Source organism: Roseivivax lentus, assembly GCF_900156805.1.
GTDB lineage: Bacteria > Pseudomonadota > Alphaproteobacteria > Rhodobacterales > Rhodobacteraceae > Roseivivax > Roseivivax lentus.
This window is the reverse complement of sequence record NZ_FTOQ01000003.1, coordinates 186,029-204,277: the sequence shown is the minus strand read 5'-3', so window position 1 is coordinate 204,277 and position 18,249 is coordinate 186,029. Positions and strand designations below refer to the sequence as shown.

The 18,249-nt window shown below is 67.1% G+C and carries 20 protein-coding genes; 12 read left to right on the top strand and 8 right to left on the bottom strand.

Features of this window, described 5'->3' with window-relative positions:
* The first annotated feature begins 43 nt into the window (after positions 1-43).
* The 7 genes from BW990_RS07920 to BW990_RS07890 all read left to right on the top strand — a co-directional run bounded on the left by BW990_RS07920 (position 44) and on the right by BW990_RS07890 (position 5,178).
* A complete protein-coding gene (locus BW990_RS07920) occupies positions 44-1,369 on the top strand; it encodes a M48 family metalloprotease (protein WP_076446770.1) in 1,326 nt (441 codons plus the stop codon).
* Between the two features lie 113 nt (positions 1,370-1,482).
* Positions 1,483-2,241: a DsbA family protein gene (locus BW990_RS07915; RefSeq protein ID WP_076446768.1), complete on the top strand. Its 759-nt coding sequence runs from the start codon at positions 1,483-1,485 to the stop codon at positions 2,239-2,241.
* Complete coding sequence (locus BW990_RS07910; protein ID WP_083950514.1) at positions 2,238-2,801, top strand: hypothetical protein; 564 nt, start codon at positions 2,238-2,240, stop codon at positions 2,799-2,801. The genes BW990_RS07915 and BW990_RS07910 overlap by 4 nt, the downstream gene beginning before the upstream one ends.
* Before the next feature lie 47 nt (positions 2,802-2,848).
* Positions 2,849-3,628, top strand: a complete 780-nt coding sequence (locus tag BW990_RS07905) for a transglutaminase-like domain-containing protein (RefSeq protein ID WP_076446765.1) — start codon at positions 2,849-2,851, stop codon at positions 3,626-3,628.
* Between the two features lie 178 nt (positions 3,629-3,806).
* On the top strand, positions 3,807-4,061 hold the full coding sequence (locus BW990_RS07900; protein WP_076446762.1) for a PepSY domain-containing protein: 255 nt from the start codon (positions 3,807-3,809) through the stop codon (positions 4,059-4,061).
* A 64-nt stretch (positions 4,062-4,125) separates the two neighbouring features.
* Positions 4,126-4,650, top strand: coding sequence for a cytochrome b/b6 domain-containing protein (locus BW990_RS07895; RefSeq protein WP_076446760.1), 525 nt, complete (start codon positions 4,126-4,128; stop codon positions 4,648-4,650).
* 12 nt (positions 4,651-4,662) lie between these two features.
* On the top strand, positions 4,663-5,178 hold the full coding sequence (locus BW990_RS07890; protein WP_076446758.1) for a helix-turn-helix transcriptional regulator: 516 nt from the start codon (positions 4,663-4,665) through the stop codon (positions 5,176-5,178).
* A gap of 19 nt (positions 5,179-5,197) precedes the next feature.
* On the opposite strand, the gene ispG is transcribed toward BW990_RS07890, so the two are convergent.
* From ispG to hemA, 3 genes are all read right to left on the bottom strand, one after another.
* Positions 5,198-6,334 carry a flavodoxin-dependent (E)-4-hydroxy-3-methylbut-2-enyl-diphosphate synthase gene (gene ispG, locus BW990_RS07885; protein ID WP_076446756.1) on the bottom strand — a complete coding sequence of 379 codons (1,137 nt, stop codon included), beginning with the start codon at positions 6,332-6,334 and terminating at the stop codon, positions 5,198-5,200.
* A 98-nt stretch (positions 6,335-6,432) separates the two neighbouring features.
* A complete protein-coding gene (locus BW990_RS07880) occupies positions 6,433-7,719 on the bottom strand; it encodes a helix-turn-helix domain-containing protein (RefSeq protein ID WP_076446754.1) in 1,287 nt (428 codons plus the stop codon).
* Positions 7,720-7,849: 130 nt separating this feature from the next.
* Positions 7,850-9,073, bottom strand: a complete 1,224-nt coding sequence (gene hemA / locus BW990_RS07875) for a 5-aminolevulinate synthase (protein ID WP_076447124.1) — start codon at positions 9,071-9,073, stop codon at positions 7,850-7,852.
* A gap of 391 nt (positions 9,074-9,464) precedes the next feature.
* Here hemA and BW990_RS07870 point away from each other — a divergent pair, with 391 nt between their 5' ends.
* From BW990_RS07870 to BW990_RS07860, 3 genes are all read left to right on the top strand, one after another.
* Positions 9,465-10,844: a dipeptidase gene (locus BW990_RS07870; RefSeq protein ID WP_076446752.1), complete on the top strand. Its 1,380-nt coding sequence runs from the start codon at positions 9,465-9,467 to the stop codon at positions 10,842-10,844.
* 171 nt (positions 10,845-11,015) lie between these two features.
* The gene (locus BW990_RS07865; RefSeq protein WP_076446751.1) at positions 11,016-11,549 is read left to right on the top strand and encodes a hypothetical protein; all 534 of its coding nucleotides are present in this window, start codon (positions 11,016-11,018) and stop codon (positions 11,547-11,549) included.
* 125 nt (positions 11,550-11,674) lie between these two features.
* The gene (locus BW990_RS07860; RefSeq protein ID WP_083950525.1) at positions 11,675-12,493 is read left to right on the top strand and encodes an alpha/beta fold hydrolase; all 819 of its coding nucleotides are present in this window, start codon (positions 11,675-11,677) and stop codon (positions 12,491-12,493) included.
* 39 nt (positions 12,494-12,532) lie between these two features.
* On the opposite strand, the gene BW990_RS07855 is transcribed toward BW990_RS07860, so the two are convergent.
* The 3 genes from BW990_RS07855 to choW form a co-directional block, all read right to left on the bottom strand.
* Entirely contained in the window at positions 12,533-13,408 is an 876-nt protein-coding gene (locus BW990_RS07855; protein ID WP_076446747.1) for a glycosyltransferase family 2 protein, read from the bottom strand.
* Positions 13,409-13,469: 61 nt separating this feature from the next.
* Positions 13,470-14,501, bottom strand: coding sequence for a choline ABC transporter ATP-binding protein (gene choV / locus BW990_RS07850; protein WP_076446745.1), 1,032 nt, complete (start codon positions 14,499-14,501; stop codon positions 13,470-13,472).
* The gene (gene choW, locus BW990_RS07845; protein ID WP_076446743.1) at positions 14,498-15,337 is read right to left on the bottom strand and encodes a choline ABC transporter permease subunit; all 840 of its coding nucleotides are present in this window, start codon (positions 15,335-15,337) and stop codon (positions 14,498-14,500) included. The genes choV and choW overlap by 4 nt, the downstream gene beginning before the upstream one ends.
* A 137-nt stretch (positions 15,338-15,474) precedes the next feature.
* Here choW and betI point away from each other — a divergent pair, with 137 nt between their 5' ends.
* Both betI and BW990_RS07835 read left to right on the top strand, forming a co-directional pair.
* Positions 15,475-16,041, top strand: a complete 567-nt coding sequence (betI, locus tag BW990_RS07840) for a choline-binding transcriptional repressor BetI (RefSeq protein ID WP_076446741.1) — start codon at positions 15,475-15,477, stop codon at positions 16,039-16,041.
* 80 nt (positions 16,042-16,121) lie between these two features.
* Positions 16,122-16,322: a hypothetical protein gene (locus BW990_RS07835; RefSeq protein WP_076446739.1), complete on the top strand. Its 201-nt coding sequence runs from the start codon at positions 16,122-16,124 to the stop codon at positions 16,320-16,322.
* A gap of 10 nt (positions 16,323-16,332) precedes the next feature.
* On the opposite strand, the gene BW990_RS07830 is transcribed toward BW990_RS07835, so the two are convergent.
* Positions 16,333-17,100 carry an RlmE family RNA methyltransferase gene (locus BW990_RS07830; protein WP_076446737.1) on the bottom strand — a complete coding sequence of 256 codons (768 nt, stop codon included), beginning with the start codon at positions 17,098-17,100 and terminating at the stop codon, positions 16,333-16,335.
* A 20-nt stretch (positions 17,101-17,120) separates the two neighbouring features.
* Entirely contained in the window at positions 17,121-18,233 is a 1,113-nt protein-coding gene (locus BW990_RS07825) for a Ppx/GppA phosphatase family protein (protein ID WP_076446735.1), read from the bottom strand.
* Positions 18,234-18,249 lie beyond the last annotated feature (16 nt).

The following is an 18,249-nucleotide window of genomic DNA, read 5'->3' as shown; positions in this document are numbered from 1 at the left end:
TTATGGTTCGCGCCAGACATGCAGGCAGGAGAGGCAGGCGTCAATGCGTGGGATGCTCTGGGTCCGGCTCGGGCTGATGGCCCTGTGCCTCGCGGTGATGGCCGCGACGCCCCTGCGCGCGCTGACCGTCCTGCGGGATGCCGATATCGAGTACGCCCTGGGCGAGCTGGCCAAGCCGATCTTCACCGCGGCGGGGCTCTCGCCCGGCAATGTGCGGGTGCTCGTGGTCGACGATCCGAGCCTCAATGCCTTTGTCGGCGACTACGCCCACGTGCTCATTCATTCCGGCATGATCCTGAAGCTCGACAGCGCGCGCGCCCTGCAGGCGGTTCTCGCCCATGAGGCGGCGCATATCGCCAACGGCCATATCTCGCGCCGGGTGGCCAATATGCGCAACGCCCGCACCGCGGCCGGGCTCGGGATGATCCTCGCGGGCGTCGCGGCGACCCAGAACGCCGAAGCGGGCTTCGGCATCGCCGCGGGCACGCAATCCTCGGTGATGCGCAACTTCCTCGCCCATACCCGCGCCGAGGAGGCCGCGGCGGATCAGAGTGCGGTGCGCTACATGGTGCGCGCGGGCATCGATCCGCAGGGCGCGGTGGAGGTGATGGAGATCTTCCGCGGCCAGGAGGCGCTGTCGGTCGCGCGGCAGGACCCCTACATGCTCTCCCATCCGATGAGCCGCGACCGGCTGCGCGCGCTCAAGGGGGCGGCGGCGGCCTATGGATCGGACGGGCCCGGAAATCCCGCGGCGGAATACTGGTTCCAGCGTGCCAAGGGCAAGCTCTCGGCCTTCCAGCGCAATCCCGCCTGGACCCTGCGCCGCGCGGGCGACAGCGCCAGCGCCGATATCCGGCTGATGCGCGAAGCCGTGGCCCATCACAAGCGCGCCGATCTGAAAAAGGCGCTGGCGGCGATGGACGGCGCGCTGCGACTGCGGCCCAACGACCCGTTCCTGCTGGACCTGAAAGGGCAGATCCTGCTGGAGAGCCGCCAGGCCCCGGCGGCGGTCGCGACCTACCGGCAGGCCGTGCGGTTCGCCGGCGGGAACGCGCTGATCTTGGGCGGGCTCGGCCGGGCGCTGCTGGCAGCGGGGGAGCCGCGCGCCGCACTCGAGGCGCTCGATCGGGCGCGGGCGCGCGACGGCCAGGACCCGCGTCTGCTGCGCGACCTCGCCGTGGCCTATGCGCAGAGCGGGCAGACCGGGCTGGCCTCGGTTGCCACCGCGGAGCGATACGCGCTACAGGGACGGCTGAAAGATGCCAAGCTGCATGCCGACCGGGCAATGGCGCTGCTGCCGCGCGGATCGAGCGCGTGGCGCCGGGCCGAGGACGTGGCCATCACCGCGCAGGCGGCCTTGCGGCGGTGAGCGACGGTAAGCGGCGCCCTGCCCCGGATCGGACGCCGCCGCACCCGGGCGACACCGACAGACCAGACGACGGACCGAGACACCGACACACAATAAGGAAACAGGGAGTTTTCATGTTCAAATCCGCACTGACCGCCCTGGCGCTGGTCACCGCCGGAGCCACCGGCGCCTACGCGCAGGGCTTCGACATCACCGACATGAGCGATGCCGAGCGCGACGCCTTCCGCGCCGAGCTGCGCGATTACCTGATGGAGAACCCGCAGGTCATCATCGAGGCCGTGAACGCGCTCGAGGCGCGCCAGGCCGCCGAAGCCGAGGCCGCCGCCGAACAGGCCGTGACCGCCAATGCCGCGGCGATCAAGAATGACGGGGTCTCCTGGGTCGGCGGCAATCCCGAGGGCGACATCACGGTGGTCGAGTTCATGGATTACCGCTGCGGCTATTGCCGCCGGGCCGCGCCCGAGGTCGAGGAACTCGTGGCAAGCGACGGCAATATCCGCTTCGTCATCAAGGAATTCCCGATCCTCGGCGAGGCCTCGATGACCATGTCGCGTTTCGCCATCGCCACCCAGCGGGTCGCGGGCGACGAGGCCTACAAGCAGGTGCACGACACGCTGATGGCGCTGTCGGGCGAGCCCACCGAGCCCGTGCTGCGGCGCATCGCGGAGGAATTCCTGCTGGACGGCGACGCGATCCTCGCCGAGATGAATTCCGACAGCGTCACCCGCCAGATCGCCGAGACCCGCGCGCTGGCCGAAACGCTGCAGATCCGCGGCACCCCGACCTTCGTGATGGGCGATGCGCTGGTGCGCGGCTACGTCACGCTCGACGAGATGCGCGATATCGTCTCGGCGGAACGCAGCGACGGGTGAGACGGACCATCGCCTGCCTGCTCGCGGCGGCCCTTCCGGCCGCCGCACCCGTCTTCGGCGCGCCGCTTTCCGACACGCTTTTCGACACGGAGGTCGCACGCGCGGCCCTGGCGGAGGAGCTGCGCGCAGTGCTGACCGCCAATCCCGAAATCCTCGAACGCGCGCTGCGCCCCACGGCCCCGTCGGGCGCGGATATCTACCGCGATGCCCGCGACACCGACCTTGCCCGCATCGCGGCGGCGGCACCGCACCTTTTCGGGCCCGGTTGGCCCCTCATCGGCGCGCAGCCCGGCGCGCCAGACGGCACAGGCCGCGACACGGTCGCGCTGGCCCTCTTCACCGGCGCGGATTGCGCCGAATGCGCCCGGGCCGAAACCGAGCTTGCGGCGCTGCTGGCCGAGCGCGGCGAGACCGCCCGCGTCATCGATGCCGACAGCGCCCGGGGCCGTGCCCTCATGGAACGCTTGACGCTGGATGCCCTGCCGTCCTACGTGCTGCCGGAGATGATGGTGCGCGGCCATGTGCCCGCCTTCGTGTTGACCCGGTACCTCGACCGTTAACCGCGCCCCGGCATCGCCCTTCAGCCAGACGCCTTCCCGGAGCTTTCATGATCCTCAAGATCGACGCCACGCTCGATTACGCCCTGGCGGCGCCCACCGATTGCCTGGTGCAGATCAACGCCGCCGCCCTGCCCGACCAGGCGGTGCGCAACGAACATCTCAACGCCCATGGCGCGGAGACCCAGGTCACGACCGCGGAGGACGAGATCGGCCTGCGCCTGTGGTTCCACGAAGCCGATGCGCTGACGCTCGACTACACCACCGAGGTGCGGATCCAGCGCGAGGTGCACGATATCGGCGCGCTGTCGGCCGACAGCCCCGCCGACCTGCCGCGGGACGTGGTCAAGTACCTGCTGCCGTCGCGGTTCTGCCCGTCCGACAAGTTCCTGTCCTACATCGCCACGGCCTTTCCCGGGCTGACCGGCGGGGCGCTGGCGGTGGAGCTCGAGAAATTCGTGCGGCGCAACTTCTCCTACGTGCCGGGGACATCGGGGCCCGAGACCTCGGCGCTGGAGACCTTCGTCACGCGCCAGGGCGTCTGCCGTGATTTCGCGCATATGCTGGTCACGCTGGCGCGCGCGGGCACGATCCCGGCGCGGGTCGCCAGTTGCTACGGGCTCGGCGTGAGCCCGCAGGATTTCCACCTGGTGGCGGAGGTCTGGCTCGAGGGGCGCTGGCACATCATTGACCCGACCGGCATGTGCGCCCCGGACGAGATCGCGCGAATCTGCGTGGGCCGCGACGCGACGGACGTGGCGTTTCTGACCAGCTACGGCCCCGCGACCCTTCTGCGGCAGAGCGTGCACGTCACCAAGCTCGCCGACTGAGGGACGGGCACGCGCCCCGCCCCCCTAAACCGCAGTTATAGCGCGCCCCGCCCCGGGGCAGGCGCGCATGTTCTGCAACTCCGGTTCAATTCCAAAACCGACCGTTCCCGGGCCAAGTGATCCCGGCGATGGCCCCAGCGCCATCCGTCTGAGATCACCCAAGCCAAGGAACCATCCCATGCTGAAGACACTCCTGATATCCATGCTGCTCGTCGGCACGCTCTCCGGCGCGGCCCATGCCAGCGACACCGTCGATCTGACCGACGAGAGCAAGGCCCGCATTCGCCAGACCCTGACGGAACAGGGCTACGAGGTCGGCAAGACCAAGATCGAAGACGGGCTCTACGAGGCCTATGCCCGCAAGGACGGGGCTAAATTGGAGGTCTTTCTGAACGCGGCGTTCGAGGTCGTGCGGACCGAACGGGACGATTGAGCCCGATATGCCTGCGCGGGCGGCGTCCTGCCGCCCCGCCATCCCACACAGCCGGAGAGAGAACATGGAACGCGTCAAGGTCTGGGGCCCCGTGGTCCGCCTTTTCCACTGGTCGCTGGTGCTGACCTTCGGGGCCAATGCGCTGGTGATCGACGATGACAGCGCGCTGCACGAATGGGTCGGGTACACCGTCATGGGGCTGGTGCTGCTGCGCATCCTCTGGGGCTTCGTCGGTCCCGGATATGCCCGTTTCGCAAGCTTCCCGCCCAGCCTGTCGGGCGCCGTCGGGCAGCTGACGGACATCGCCACGGGCCGCAAACGCGTGCATCTGGGCCACACGCCGCTGGGCGCGCTGATGATCTACAACCTGCTTGCCGCGCTGCTGGCGATCGGCCTGTCGGGCCACCTCATGACGACGGACATGTTCTGGGGGCAGGAATGGCCCGAAGAGCTGCACGAGGTCGCGGTGGCCTGGGCGGAAGTGTCGGTCGTGCTGCATATCGCGGCGGTGCTTTACGAGAGCCACCGCACGGGCGTGAACCTGCCGCGTGCGATGGTACGGGGTTACAAGGAAATCCCGCCGCGCTAGAGTTTTGGCGACATGGCATTGCGCATTGAAACCGATACCAGAATCCCGGCGGGCCTCGCCCTGCTGATGGCGGTGCAGCTGGTCTGTGCCGCCTTCTTCATCGGCGACGTGGTCGCGGATTTCCGGGCGAATCCGGCGCTGGGCAGCTGGCCCTATCACCTCGGCATCGAGGCGGTGGCCACGCTCAGCCTTCTGGGCGCCATCGTCATCGAGGCGCGCTTCCTGATGAGCCTGTTGCGGCGCAAGGCGCATCTGGAACAGAACCTCAAGATCGCCCATGCCGCCGTGCACGAGGTGATCGACGCTCATTTCGAAAGCTGGAAGCTGTCGCCCGCCGAGAACGACGTGGCGACCTTCCTCGTCAAGGGCTTGGATATCGCCGAGATCGCCCGCGTCCGGGATTGCGCCGAGGGCACGGTGAAGGCGCATCTGAACGCCATCTACCGGAAATCCGGCACCCGCAATCGCGGCGAATTGCTGAGCGTCCTGATCGACAGCCTTCTCGACGGAGGCGCGGAGCGCGCCTGACGCGGCAGCCCGGCGGCGCTTATTCCGCGGCTTCGGTCGGGCGCTCCGCCTCGCCCGCCTCGATCTCGGCGGCGCGTTTCTCGACCTCTTCAACGATGTGTTCGACCATCTGGTCGTTGGACATCTTGTGGCTGGCCTTGCCCGCCAGGTAGACCATGCCCGACCCTGCCCCGCCGCCGGTGAAGCCCACATCGGTCATCAGCGCCTCGCCCGGCCCGTTCACCACGCAGCCGATGATCGACAGGCTCATCGGCGTCTTGATATGGGCAAGCCGGTCTTCCAGCGTCTCCACGGTCTTGATGACGTCGAAACCCTGCCGCGCGCAGGAGGGACACGAGATGATGTTCACGCCGCGATGGCGCAGGCCCAGGCTTTTCAGGATCTCGTAGCCGACCTTCACCTCCTCGACCGGGTCGGCCGAGAGCGAGACGCGGATCGTGTCGCCGATCCCCATCCACAGAAGGTTGCCGAGGCCGATGGCGGACTTGATCGTGCCCGAGGTCAGGCCGCCCGCCTCGGTGATGCCGAGATGGATGGGCGCGTCGGTCTGTTCGGCCAGTTGCTGGTAGGCGGCGGCGGCCATGAACACGTCCGAGGCCTTGCAGGAGATCTTGAACTCGTGAAAATCGTTGTCCTGCAGGATCTTGATGTGGTCGAGACCGCTCTCGACCATGGCGTCGGGGCACGGCTCGCCGTATTTCTCGAGCAGGTGCTTTTCGAGGGAGCCCGCATTCACCCCGATCCGGATCGAGCAATTGTGGTCGCGCGCGGCGCGGATGACCTCGCGCACACGGTCCTGGCTGCCGATATTGCCGGGATTGATGCGCAGGCAGGCGGCGCCCGCCTCGGCGGCCTCGATGCCGCGTTTGTAGTGGAAATGGATGTCGGCGACGATCGGCACCGGGCTTTCGCGCACGATTTCCTTCAGCGCCTTGGCCGAGGCCTCGTCGGGGACCGAAACGCGTACGATGTCGGCACCGGCTTCGGCGGCGGCGACGATCTGCGCGATGGTCGCCCGCGCATCGGTGGTCGCGGTGTTGGTCATCGTCTGCACCGTGATCGGCGCATCGCCCCCCACGGGCACGGACCCCACCATGATCTGGCGGCTCTTGCGGCGGTAGATGTTGCGCCAGGGGCGGACGTGGTTGAGGCTCATCGCCTGCTCCTTTCGTCTGGGCGCGGGACAGATGCGCGCCGTTTCCCCTTAGCTATTCGCGGCGGGGGGCGCTTGCAAGCATCGGCTGCGAAAGGGCGTCACTCGGTAGCGGCGGCGTCCGAGGTCACGTTCAGCTCCGCCACGACCCGCGCGAGGTCAGCATCCTGCTGCACCTCGGCGACGCTGTAGGTCTGGGTCAGGTTGTCGACCGACAGCGCGAGGTTCGAGGTCACGGAGCCGCGCGGCCCGACCGGCCCGTAGGTCTGGCCGTTCATGGCGAAATAGACCGCGCCCGACTCGCCGATGCGCAGGCTCGGCGGCTCTTCGGTGCGGGGCACCTCGTAGGTGTCGCCCGCATTCATGATCGCCTCGAAGATGACCGATCCGTCAGCGGCGCGCACGCGCACCCAGGCGGGACGCACGGCGATCATGGTCACACCCGGACCGGCGGCCTCGAGGACCTGCGGCGTGTTCGGCGCGGGCTGCCCGAGGGCCTGGGCCAGCGCGCCGTCGATGCCGTCGGTGGCCGCGTCGGCCATCGCGGTGCCCGCGAAGCCGTCGAAGTCGCGCGGCGCCTCGGTGCCCGGACGGTCCGGCAGACGGCGCGATCCGGCATCGGCGAAGGCGCCGACGCTTGCGGGATCGAGCGTGGAGATCGGCGCATCGCGTGCGATCAGCACAGGAACGTCGAGCGCTTCGGGACGGTACAGGCGGTCGAGCGCCTCGGGGCTCGGCGGCGAGAACGGCCCGGCCCCGGCATCGGTGCCTTCCGAGGGTGCCGCGGTGGCAACATCCACGGGATCGAGATCGGTCAGCACCACGGGCGTCTGGTCGACCGGCGCGAGGCGCACGCGCTGCACTTCCTGCAGCACCGAATAGCCGCCGTAGCCGATGCCCGCCACAAGCGCGAGCAGCACGAGCGAGGAGCCGATGGCCGCAGGCTCCATCCGGGCGAAGAAACCGTCGCCCGCGGGCGCGAAGGAAATCCGCGGCTCGGCGAAGGGATCGCGCGCGGGCGATGCGATGACCGGGTCCTTGCGCTTCACGATGGAGGCGGCTTCGGACATGCCATGCGCCGTGGCGAATCCCGATTCGGCGCAGAACTGCGCGAAGGCTTCGTCCGGGTCGAGATTGAGATAACGCGAATAGGAACGCACGTAGCCGGCGATGAAGCCGGGCGTGTCGAAGGCGGTGGGATCGCAGTTTTCGATGGCGGCGATGTAGTTCGCCTTGATGCGGATCTCGCGCTCTACATCGAGCAGGGATTTGCCCATCGTCGCACGTTCGCCGCGCATGACGTCACCAAGGCGCACCTCGTAATCGTCGTACCCCTGGGGTCCGACGACGGCATCTTCTTCCGGCTCGCGGGATTTGCGCCCGATCATGGCGTCTGCCCTACTGTTCCCATTACACGCGCCCCTTCGTCTGCCCCCGGGGGCGGCACATTCGATTCGTGCCGCTCGTTAATTACGGGAACAGTACCACATCGCAACGGGAATCGAAGTAATTAAGCGACTACGCGCTTAACTCGGCGCGATTTAGCGCACAATGCGACCACAACTCATCCATTGCGCGCACCAGCTTGTCCATCTCGTCGGGGCCGTGGACCGGCGACGGGGTGAAGCGCAGACGCTCCGTCCCGCGGGGCACGGTGGGGAAGTTGATCGGCTGCACGTAGATGCCGTAGCCCTCGAGCAGCATGTCCGACAGCTTCTTCGTATGCACCGGATCGCCGACGATGACCGGCACGATATGGCTGCCATGGTCGATGATCGGCAGGCCCATGCCCTTGAGCCGCGTCTTGAGGATCCGCGCCTGCGTCTGGTGCAGGTCGCGCCGCGCCTGGTCGCGTTTGAGATGCGCCACCGAGGCCGCGGCCCCGGCCGCCACGGCGGGCGGCAGCGACGTGGTGAAGATGAAGCCCGGCGCGTAGGAACGGATCGCGTCGCACATCTTCGCCGAGGCCGCGATATAGCCGCCCATCACGCCATAGGCCTTGGCCAGCGTGCCGTTGATGATGTCGAGCCGGTGCATCAGGCGGTCGCGCTCGGCCACCCCTGCTCCGCGCGGGCCGTACATGCCCACCGCGTGCACCTCGTCGATATAGGTCAGCGCGTTGAATTCGTCCGCGAGATCGCAGATCGCCTCGATCGGGCCGAAATCGCCGTCCATCGAATAGATCGATTCAAAGGCGATGAGTTTCGGGGCCGCGGGATCGTCCGCCTCCAGCAATTCGCGCAGATGGGCCACGTCGTTGTGCCGGAAGATGCGCTTCGACCCGCCATTGCGGCGCACACCCTCGATCATCGAGGCGTGGTTCAGCGCGTCGGAATAGATGATGAGCCCCGGAAAGAGCTTCGGCAGCGTCGAGAGCGTCGCGTCATTGGCGATATAGGCCGATGTGAACAGAAGCGCCGCTTCCTTGCCGTGCAGATCGGCGAGCTCCGCCTCGAGCCGCTTGTGGTAGACCGTCGTGCCCGAGATGTTGCGCGTCCCGCCCGAGCCCGCGCCGGTGGCGTCCAGCGCCTCGTGCATCGCGGCCAGAACCGCCGGGTGCTGACCCATGCCGAGATAATCGTTGCCGCACCAGACGGTGATCGGAACCTCTTTACCGTCGGGCCTGGTCCAAGTCGCGTGCGGGAAATTGCCCTGCCGCCGTTCGATGTCGATGAAGGTGCGATACCGGCCTTCTTCGTGAAGGCGGTCGATCGCTTGCGTCAGTTGCGCCGTGTAATCCACGGTGGTTCCCTCCATCTTCTCAGTGTGGCCGCGTTTCCGGTCCATATTCAACTTTTGGAATACCTATCCGGTTCATACCGGCCTGGCAACCTGTAAGCCACCGAAGCGATAAGGCTTCCTTGATTTCGATCAAGCATGGCTGCCCGACCGGGTTTCCGCAGCACGCACTTTGGTCTTGTCCCGCCGCGCGCGCCGCCTGCGTCTGTTCGCTGCCGCACTTAGTCCTTCGCGCCCGCGGGGCCAAGCATATGCGCCCCAGTTTCGCCAGCCCGCGACGATATGCCAAGTCGGGACATCCGGACCTTCATCCCGCGACGCGCCGCCCCGGGATCGCTGGACAGCGGAGGCGCGCATGATACCGTCCGCGCAAATCATGGATGGAGCCCCGCGCATGTCACTCGACGCCGTATTGTCCCGCATCGATACCGATCTCGACGCCGCCCTCGACCGGCTGTTCGATCTACTTAAAATCCAATCGATCTCGACCGATCCCGCCTACAAGGCGGATTGCGCGAAGGCCGCCGACTGGCTGGTCGCGGATCTCGCCGCCATCGGGTTCGCGGCCGAGAAGCGGGACACGCCGGGCCATCCGATGGTGGTCGCGCAGCACGACGGGCCGGGCCCGCACCTGCTGTTCTACGGGCATTATGATGTGCAGCCCGTCGATCCGCTGGAGCTGTGGCACCGCGACCCCTTCGATCCCGCCATCGAGGAGACGCCCGATGGAAAGGTGATCCGCGCGCGCGGCGCCTCGGACGACAAGGGCCAGCTCATGACCTTCATCGAGGCGTGCCGCGCCTACATGGCCGAGGCGGGCACCCTGCCCTGCAAGATCACCATCTTCCTCGAGGGCGAGGAGGAATCGGGCTCGCCCTCGCTGGTGCCGTTCATGCGCGAACATGCCGACGAGTTGACAGCCGACCTCGCGCTGATCTGCGACACCTCCATGGCCGCACCCGGCCTTCCGTCGATCGCCACGCAACTGCGCGGCATGGTGAAGGACGAGTTCACCCTGAAAGGTCCGAAGATGGACCTGCATTCGGGCCTTTATGGCGGCCCGGCGCTCAACCCGTTGCGGGAAATCTCGAAGATCATCGCGAGCTTCCACGACGAGACGGGCCGCGTCGCGGTGGAGGGCTTCTATGACGGTGTGCCCGATCTTGACGAAGAGCTGCGTCGCCAATGGGCGGAGGCCGGTTTCGACGAAGGCGCATTCCTGGGCCGGATCGGCATGAGCCAGCCCCACGGCGAGGACGGCTTCACCGCGGTGGAGCAGATCTGGGCCCGGCCCACGCTCGAGATCAACGGGCTCTGGGGCGGCTACCAGGGCGCCGGCACCAAGACCGTCATCCCCGCCGAGGCCCATTGCAAGATCACCTGCCGCCTCGTCGGCGATCAGGACCCCGCCCATATCCGAGCCTGCCTGCGTGCCCATGTGGAAGCGCGCCTGTCCGCCGATGCGGAGATCGTCTGGGAGAAAGCGGGCGACGGCGCGCCCGCCTCGGTCATGGATACCTCGCGGCCCGAATTCGAGACCGCGCGACAGGCGCTGTCGGACGAATGGCACACAGAGGCCGTGTTCGCGGGGATGGGGGGCTCGATCCCCATCGCGGGGCTGTTCAAGACCATCCTCGGAATGGAGGCGATGCTGATCGGTTTCGCCAAGGACGACGACGCGATCCATTCCCCGAACGAAAAGTATGACGTGGCGAGCTTCCACAAGGGTGCGCGCAGCTGGGCGCGCATTCTGGATGCGATGAAGACGGTCTAGGCCCGTTCCCTGGAAATACCGGCCCGCCGCCCCGCATGCGGTGGGCCAAGCCGGCCGATTGACCCAACGTCAGCCGCTTCTTGCCCAAAAATCTTAAATTGCGTTAACTAATTCACCGATCTGCCGGAGATCCTTCCATTTTTGGTCACATTCGGTGGGCTAGCTTACGGCATGAAGAGAACCGTTCGCAAATTGGGGCAGCAGGATTTCCGGGATCGGCTCAAACGGGTCGACGGACATTTTGCGCGTCACGGTTACAGCAAGTCGGTGATCCGCAACCGCAACGAGCGGCCCATGCTGTGGACCTTCATCGCCTTCGTCTGGATTTTCTTCGTGATTTCCGTGGCCGAGAACCGCGATTACCTCGAGGCGAGCCTCGCGCAGGGATCGCTTTCGACGGAGCTTCACGATTACGTGCTCTACGCGCTGACCGGGCTGGTGGTGGTCTCGGGCGTGGCGCTGGGTTTCCATCTCGTGCGTTTCCTCTTCAAGGGCCGCGATTTCCGCGGCGCCTCGGGCAGCGTTCTGGCCGGCGCTTGCGGGGCGATCCTGCTGACGCAAGCGCCCGCCGCGGCTTTGCAGGACGGCGTGTCGGTCCTGACGGGCACCAGCCAGCTTCTGGCCTCCGTGGTGAGCAACGGCGCGCAGGACATCACCGGCATCGATGTATCGGATGTGCGTTTCGCCTCCAAAGCCATGAAATGAGCTTGCGCCGCGGCGCATGAGACCCGAGGCTCCCGCCCCGAAAGGAGCCTGTCTTGACCGATTTCATCGACATCGACGGCCGCACGGTCGCTTATGACCGCGCAGGCGACGGCCCGCCGCTTCTGATGCTGCACGGCTTTCCGCAGATGCGCGCGATGTGGCGCCCGCTGATGCCCGATCTCGCAGCCAGTCACACGGTGATCGCCGCGGACCTGCGCGGCTATGGCGACAGCTGGAAGCCCGAAGGCGTCGAGGCGATGTCCTTCCGGGCCATGGCGGGCGAGATGCGCGCGCTGATGTCCGCCCTTGGCTTCGCGCGGTTTCACCTTGCGGGCCACGACCGGGGGGCGCGGGTCGCGCACCGGATGGCGCTTGACGCGCCGGACGCCGTGGCCAGCCTGACATTGATGGATATCGTCCCGACCGAGCACCTTCTGTCGACCCTCACCCACGAGGTCGCGCGGGCCTATTACCACTGGTTCTTCCTGGCCCAGCCCGCGCCCTTCCCGGAAACCATGATCGGCCACGAGCCCAGCGCCTATTTCGAGCGTTGCCTACTGGGTTTCGGCAAGGCGTCCCTCTCGGATTTCGACGAAACCCTGCTGGCCGAGTACCGCCGCGCGTGGCGTGATCCGGCGGCGATCCGCGCCATGTGCGACGATTACCGTGCGGCGATCGACGTGGACATCGTCCATGACCGTGCCGATCTGGACCGGCAGGTGGGCTGCCCGGCGCTAGTCCTTTTCGGCGCGGACGGCGCGATGGCGCGGGCGATGGACGTGCCCGCGACCTGGGCGCCGCGGCTTGCGGACATGCGCGCGGCCTCGGTGACCGGCGGGCATTTCTTCCCCGATCAGTCGCCCGACGAAACCGCGGCGGCCCTGTTGGCCTTTGTCCGGGACATCTCTGTATTAGCTCCGGCCGCGCGGCCGCACCCGTCGTGACGGGCCACGCATCGGTCCGTCGGTGAAGGAAGGGGTGGCTCAGACCAGCCCGAAGAAACGCTCCGGCAGCTGATATTGCAGCCCGTAATCCGGCCGGCCGAATTGCCAGAACCCGGTCTCGCCGCGCGGCTGCCAGCTGGCCTGCATCTCGGCGCGCAGCCAGCCCAGATCGAAGCCCTCGCGCTCTTCCATATCGGCAAAGCTCTCGAAGACCGCACGGTCCTCGCCGCGCGCCTCGGCGAACCAGTGCCGCCCGATGGAGGTGTCGCGCACGCCGACGCCGATCTCGGCGATCACCGCGTTGCGGCGGTTCATCGCCTCCACGTATTGGCCGAAATCGCAGAACTTCAGGTGCAGCAGGTAAAGCGCGTCGGGCGTGTTCAGCTTCTCGGCCTTGGCGAAATGCCCGCCGCGCGACAGCTGCGCGGGCTTGCCCAGAATGCAGGGCTTTGAATGATGCGGCAGCAGCTTCACATGGCGCCGCGGTCCGAGCACATGGCTGCCGATCTCCGCCTGCTCGCGGTCGATGCGGTGGACCACGTCGAGCCCGACCGGCGTGTAGACGCGCGGCCGCTTCTTGGCCTTGAGCCAGGACAGAAGGTCATGCCCGGTTTCGGGATCGACCACGACCAGCTCGTCCACGTCGCCCACGATCACGTGGGCATAATAGCCTAGAAGCCCCGTCACCATGGCATTGAGAAGCCGCCAGCGCTTGCGCTCGAAGGCGGGATGGGGATCGCCCGGCAGGCCGATCACGTTGCAGCCGCGGGCCATCTCGGCCACGATCTCGCCGCGCCCGTGATTGATGACGTAGCAGTTCTCGCGGCCCAGCATCTCGCCGTAATAGCGCAGCCATTTGTCCAGAAAGAACGCATCGTCCCGGACCATGGTCACGGCGGCGGCAATGGTCTGCATGTCTGCTCGGGCCTCTTTGCGGGTCGCTTCGGGGCCACCTTAGCGGGCGGCCCCGCGCCCGTCAGCCCTGCCCGCGCGGATCAAGCAGGCGGCGCAGCAATCCGGTCTCACTCACCTGCCCGATGAGCTTGCCGTTCCGCTCCACGCCGACCGGCCCGTCGGCATCGGCGCAATGCCGCATCACGTCGGCGACGCGCATCTCGGCGGGCACGGTCTTGGCCGGGGTGCCGTCCGCGGGCTCCATCACGTCGCGCGCGGTCAGCACGCCCAGGGGGTTCATGTGGGCCACGAACTCCGCCACGTAATCGTTTGCGGGGTTTGAATAAATCTCCTGCGGGCGGCCGCATTGCACGATCCGTCCGCCTTCCATGATGGCGATGCGGTTGCCGATCTTGAAGGCCTCGTCGAGGTCGTGGGAAACGAAGATGATCGTGCGCTTGAGCTTCTGCTGCAGCTCCAGAAGGTCGTCCTGCAGCTTGTTGCGGATAAGCGGGTCGAGCGCCGAGAAGGGCTCGTCCATCAACAGGATCGGCGCTTCGGTGGCGAAGGCGCGGGCGAGGCCCACGCGCTGCTGCATGCCGCCCGAAAGATCGCCCACCTTGCGGTCGCCCCAGCCGTCGAGGCCCACAAGGCCCAGCTGGTCGTCGGCTTTCTCGTCGCGCTCGGCCTTCGACATGCCGCCAAGCTCGAGGCCCAGGGCGACGTTCTCGCGCACCGTGCGCCACGGCAGGAGGCCGAATTGCTGGAACACCATGGCGATACGGTTGAGCCGGATGCGGCGCAACTCGTCCTTGGAGGCGTCGGACACGCCGACCATCGCGCCGCCGTCATTGACGCGCACCACCCCGCGCACCACCGGGTTCAGCCCGTTCACGGCGCGCAGCAGCGTGGACTTGCCCGAGCCCGAGAGGCCCATGAGCACGAGGATCTCGCCCTCCTCCACGTCGATGGAGCAATTGTGCACGCCCAGCACCTGCCCCGTCTCCTTCTGGATGTCGGGGCGGGCCATGCCGCGATCCATCAGCGGCAGGGCGGTTTCGGGTTCGTCTCCGAAGACGATGGAGACGTTGTCGATTTCAACGGCATGGGTCATTTGCGGTCTCCCATGTTGAGAATTCGGTCGAGCATGATGGCGACGACGACGATGACGAAGCCCGATTCAAAGCCGAGCGACGTGTTCACCTGATTGAGCGCGCGCACCACCGGCACGCCGAGGCCGTCCGCGCCCACGAGGGCCGCGATCACCACCATCGACAGCGACAGCATGATGGTCTGGTTGAGACCCGCCATGATCTGCGGGAAGGCCGACGGCATTTCGACCTTCCACAGAAGCTGGCTGGGCGTCGCGCCGAAGGCGGTCGCAGCCTCTTTCAGCGCCGTGGGGGTGGAGGAAATGCCCAGATATGTCAGCCGGATCGGCGCGGGCACCACGAAGATCACCGTGGCGATGAGGCCCGGCACCATGCCGATGCCGAAAAAGACGATGGCCGGGATCAGGTAGACGAAGGTGGGCAGCGTCTGCATCAGGTCGAGCACCGGGCGCAGCGCGGTATAAAGCTTCGGACGGTGCGCAGCGGCGATGCCGATGGGCACGCCGACCCCCATGCACACAACGCAGGCCGACAGGATCAGCGTCAGGCTTTCGAGCGTCTCGCCCCAGTAATCCTGGTTGAGCACGAAAAGAAAACCGAGCGCGACGAAGGCGCAGGTCTTCCAGTTGCGCTGCAGCAGCCACGTGATCGCGACGAATGCCGCGATGATGATTAAGGGATGCGGCGTCTCCAGCACCCACAGGATGCCGTCGATCAGGTTTTCCATTGTCCAGGACAGCGCATCGAGCAGAAAGCCGAGGTTCTGCCGGATCCAGTCGAAGATCGCCTCGGCGGTGTCGCCGACGGGGATCTTGTATGCGGTCAGCCAGTCGAGCATTGGGTCGCTCCTGTTGGTTGCTGGGGCGGCGGGCCGGGATCGGCGCCGGGCCGCGGATTGTTGATTGACCCGTCAATTAATCACGGCTTAAGCTGAGAATGCAACCGAAGTCTTGGGAAAGAGGCGATACAGACGCGATGACCAAGGAAGCCGACCGCCGCCGCCAACTGATCGCAGCCACCCTGCGCGAGATCGGCGCGAAAGGCACGCTCAATGTCACGGTGGGTCAGATCGCCAAGCGCGCGGGCGTCTCGCCGGGCCTCGCCTTCCATTATTTCGGCGACAAGGAGCGGCTGTTCCTGGCGGCGATGCGCTCCATCCTGCGCGATTACGGCACGCAGATCCGCCGCGCGCTCAAGGGCTGCGACACGCCGCGCGCGCGGCTCGAGGCGATCCTGCGCCAGAACTTCGCCGAGGCGCAGTTCGAGGACGGCGCCATCGCATCGTGGCTCAATTTCTACGTGCTGGCGCAGACCTCGACCGAGGCGCAGCGCCTGCTGACGCTCTATCACCGCCGACTGCATTCGAACCTCGTGCACGGGCTGCGGCCCCTGATCGGCGACGAGGCCGAGACAACCGCGCAACGGCTCGCGGCGCTGGTCGACGGGCTGTATCTGCGCTTTGCACTGGACCGCGCGGCGGTCGATCCCGCACCGGCGGTGGCGCTGGTGATGGCCGCGCTCGACCGGGAATTGACCCGCTGATTCCCCGACCTTTCCCCAGGCGCACCCCGATTTGGCCGCATTAACCACGCATTAATCCCGGGTACTCTAAGGAGAGCCCGATGCGCCATTTCACGCCCAGCGATCGCGGCCTGCGCGCCCGGCAATTGCAGATCCTGTTCGCGATCCAGCGGCAGGCTTGGCGGCAGACGGGGCTTGCGGATCGCGACGGCGACCGGCCGCTGACGCCCGACGCGCTTCACCGGCTGCGGGAAGACGCCCGGGCCAGCCTCAGACGACCGGAGCCCGGCAAGACCGCGTGACCCCTGCGCCCTAGCCTGCCAGCGGGTCGTCCGCGTCCGCCTCTGCCACCGCATCCCGGCTTTCCGGGCGATAGCCCATCGCGACGACGAATTTCTCCGACGAATCGCTGCGCGAGGCCGGCGGCTTGACGTTGGCGACCTTGGTGAAGCGCTGCTTCAGAAGCGCCTGCAGCGATCCCTCGGCCCCGCCCGCCAGAACCTTGGCGACGAAGGTGCCGCCCTCTTCCAGCACGTCGAAGGCCAGTTGCGCCGCCGCTTCGCAAAGCGTGATGATGCGCAGATGGTCGGTCTGCTTGTGTCCCGAGGAAGACGCCGCCATGTCCGACATCACCACGTCGGCCTTGCCGCCGAGCCATTCCTTGACGCGGTCGTCGGCCTCGTCCTCGAGGAAATCCAGAACGTGGATCTCGGCGCCGGGGATCGGGTCGACCTCCTGCAGGTCGATGCCCAGAACGCGGCCCTGCGACTTGCCCGCCTTTTCGCCCAGCGCGTTGACGCGCTTCACCGCGACCTGGCACCAGCCGCCCGGGGCACAGCCCAGATCGACGACGCGCGCCCCCGGTACGAGGAAGCGGTACTTGTCGTCCAGTTCGAGGATCTTGAAGGCGGCGCGCCCGCGATAGCCTTCGGCATTGGCGCGCTTGACGTAAGGGTCGTTGAGCTGGCGCTGCAGCCAGCGCGTCGAGGACAGCTTGCGCCCGCGCGCGGACTTCACCTTGACTTTGAGGTCGCGCTGTCCCCGGCCCGAGCTTTTGCGGTCTTCGACTTTCTTCGCCATCGCCAGTCCCCCGTCCGCGCTCAGTAAGGCGCGTCTTCCAGCACCCCATGCGCCGACATCTGGGCGTAAAGCAACCCCTCGCGCAGGCCGCGATCCGCGACCGACAGCCGGTCCGTGGGCCAGCAGCGCAGGAGCGCCTGCAGGATTGCAGCGCCCGACATGATGAGCGCCTGCCGGTCCTGCCCAATACGCGGATCGCGCCGCCGCCCGTCGGGCCCCATGGCGAGGTAGTTCTGGATCACCGTCTCGATCTGGTCCGAGGTCATGCGCAGCCCGTCCACCTTGGTCCGGTCGTAGCGGCGCAGCCCCAGATGCGAGGCGGCGACCGTGGTGACGGTGCCCGAGGTGCCGACGATCTGGAAACCCTCGCGCGTCTGCTCGTCCTTGTAGGGGGCGAACTCGGCGAGGTTTTCCTCGAAATACCAGGACATCAGCGCGTAGCGCGCGGCATCGTCCGCCACGTCCGAGAACTGGTCGCGCAGCGTGGCCACGCCCAGCGGCACCGAGATCCAGTCGACCACCTTCGCCGCGGGGAACGGGCTGTCCTGGGTGTGAAAGCCCGCATGCAGCCGCATGATCGCGCGCGGCCGCTCCCGATGCGGCACCGAGGACAGGTCGATCCAGACCAGCTCCGTGGAGCCGCCGCCGATATCGACGACCAGAAGCTGCTCCGTGCGGGTGGAGACGAGCGGCGCGCAGGAGATGACCGCCAGCCGCGCCTCCTCTTCTGTCTGGATGATCTCGAGCGGCAAGCCGGTCTCGCGGCGTACGCGGCGCAGGAAATCGCGCGCATTGGCCGCTCGGCGGCAGGCCTCGGTCGCAACGAGGCGCATGTGCTTGACCTTGTGGCGCTTGATCTTCTGCTGGCACACGCGCAAGGCCGCGATCGTGCGGCCCATGGAGCTGCGCGACAGACGGCCCGTCCGTTCGAGCCCGAGGCCCAGCTGGACGGATTTGGAGAAGCTGTCGACCACGTGAAACTGGCTGCCCTTGGGTTGGGCAATCAGCATGCGACAACTGTTTGTACCCAGATCCAGCGCAGCATACAGCTCTGCCGGATCCGGGGTTTCGGGCGCGAGGCTCTCAACCGGTTTCGGGAAAGCGCCCGCACCGCCGGGACGCTCAGGCGCCATGACTTCGCGCCTTCTC

Coding starts and splice junctions, on each gene's coding strand:
- BW990_RS07920 (WP_076446770.1), top strand. CDS start 44: ATGCGTGGGATGCTCTGGGTCCGGCTCGGGCTGATGGCCCTGTGCCTC.
- BW990_RS07915 (WP_076446768.1), top strand. CDS start 1,483: ATGTTCAAATCCGCACTGACCGCCCTGGCGCTGGTCACCGCCGGAGCC.
- BW990_RS07905 (WP_076446765.1), top strand. CDS start 2,849: ATGATCCTCAAGATCGACGCCACGCTCGATTACGCCCTGGCGGCGCCC.
- BW990_RS07900 (WP_076446762.1), top strand. CDS start 3,807: ATGCTGAAGACACTCCTGATATCCATGCTGCTCGTCGGCACGCTCTCC.
- BW990_RS07895 (WP_076446760.1), top strand. CDS start 4,126: ATGGAACGCGTCAAGGTCTGGGGCCCCGTGGTCCGCCTTTTCCACTGG.
- BW990_RS07890 (WP_076446758.1), top strand. CDS start 4,663: ATGGCATTGCGCATTGAAACCGATACCAGAATCCCGGCGGGCCTCGCC.
- ispG (WP_076446756.1), bottom strand. CDS start 6,334: ATGAGCCTCAACCACGTCCGCCCCTGGCGCAACATCTACCGCCGCAAG.
- BW990_RS07880 (WP_076446754.1), bottom strand. CDS start 7,719: ATGATCGGGCGCAAATCCCGCGAGCCGGAAGAAGATGCCGTCGTCGGA.
- BW990_RS07870 (WP_076446752.1), top strand. CDS start 9,465: ATGTCACTCGACGCCGTATTGTCCCGCATCGATACCGATCTCGACGCC.
- BW990_RS07865 (WP_076446751.1), top strand. CDS start 11,016: ATGAAGAGAACCGTTCGCAAATTGGGGCAGCAGGATTTCCGGGATCGG.
- BW990_RS07860 (WP_083950525.1), top strand. CDS start 11,675: ATGCTGCACGGCTTTCCGCAGATGCGCGCGATGTGGCGCCCGCTGATG.
- BW990_RS07855 (WP_076446747.1), bottom strand. CDS start 13,408: ATGCAGACCATTGCCGCCGCCGTGACCATGGTCCGGGACGATGCGTTC.
- choV (WP_076446745.1), bottom strand. CDS start 14,501: ATGACCCATGCCGTTGAAATCGACAACGTCTCCATCGTCTTCGGAGAC.
- choW (WP_076446743.1), bottom strand. CDS start 15,337: ATGCTCGACTGGCTGACCGCATACAAGATCCCCGTCGGCGACACCGCC.
- betI (WP_076446741.1), top strand. CDS start 15,475: ATGACCAAGGAAGCCGACCGCCGCCGCCAACTGATCGCAGCCACCCTG.
- BW990_RS07835 (WP_076446739.1), top strand. CDS start 16,122: ATGCGCCATTTCACGCCCAGCGATCGCGGCCTGCGCGCCCGGCAATTG.
- BW990_RS07830 (WP_076446737.1), bottom strand. CDS start 17,100: ATGGCGAAGAAAGTCGAAGACCGCAAAAGCTCGGGCCGGGGACAGCGC.
- BW990_RS07825 (WP_076446735.1), bottom strand. CDS start 18,233: ATGGCGCCTGAGCGTCCCGGCGGTGCGGGCGCTTTCCCGAAACCGGTT.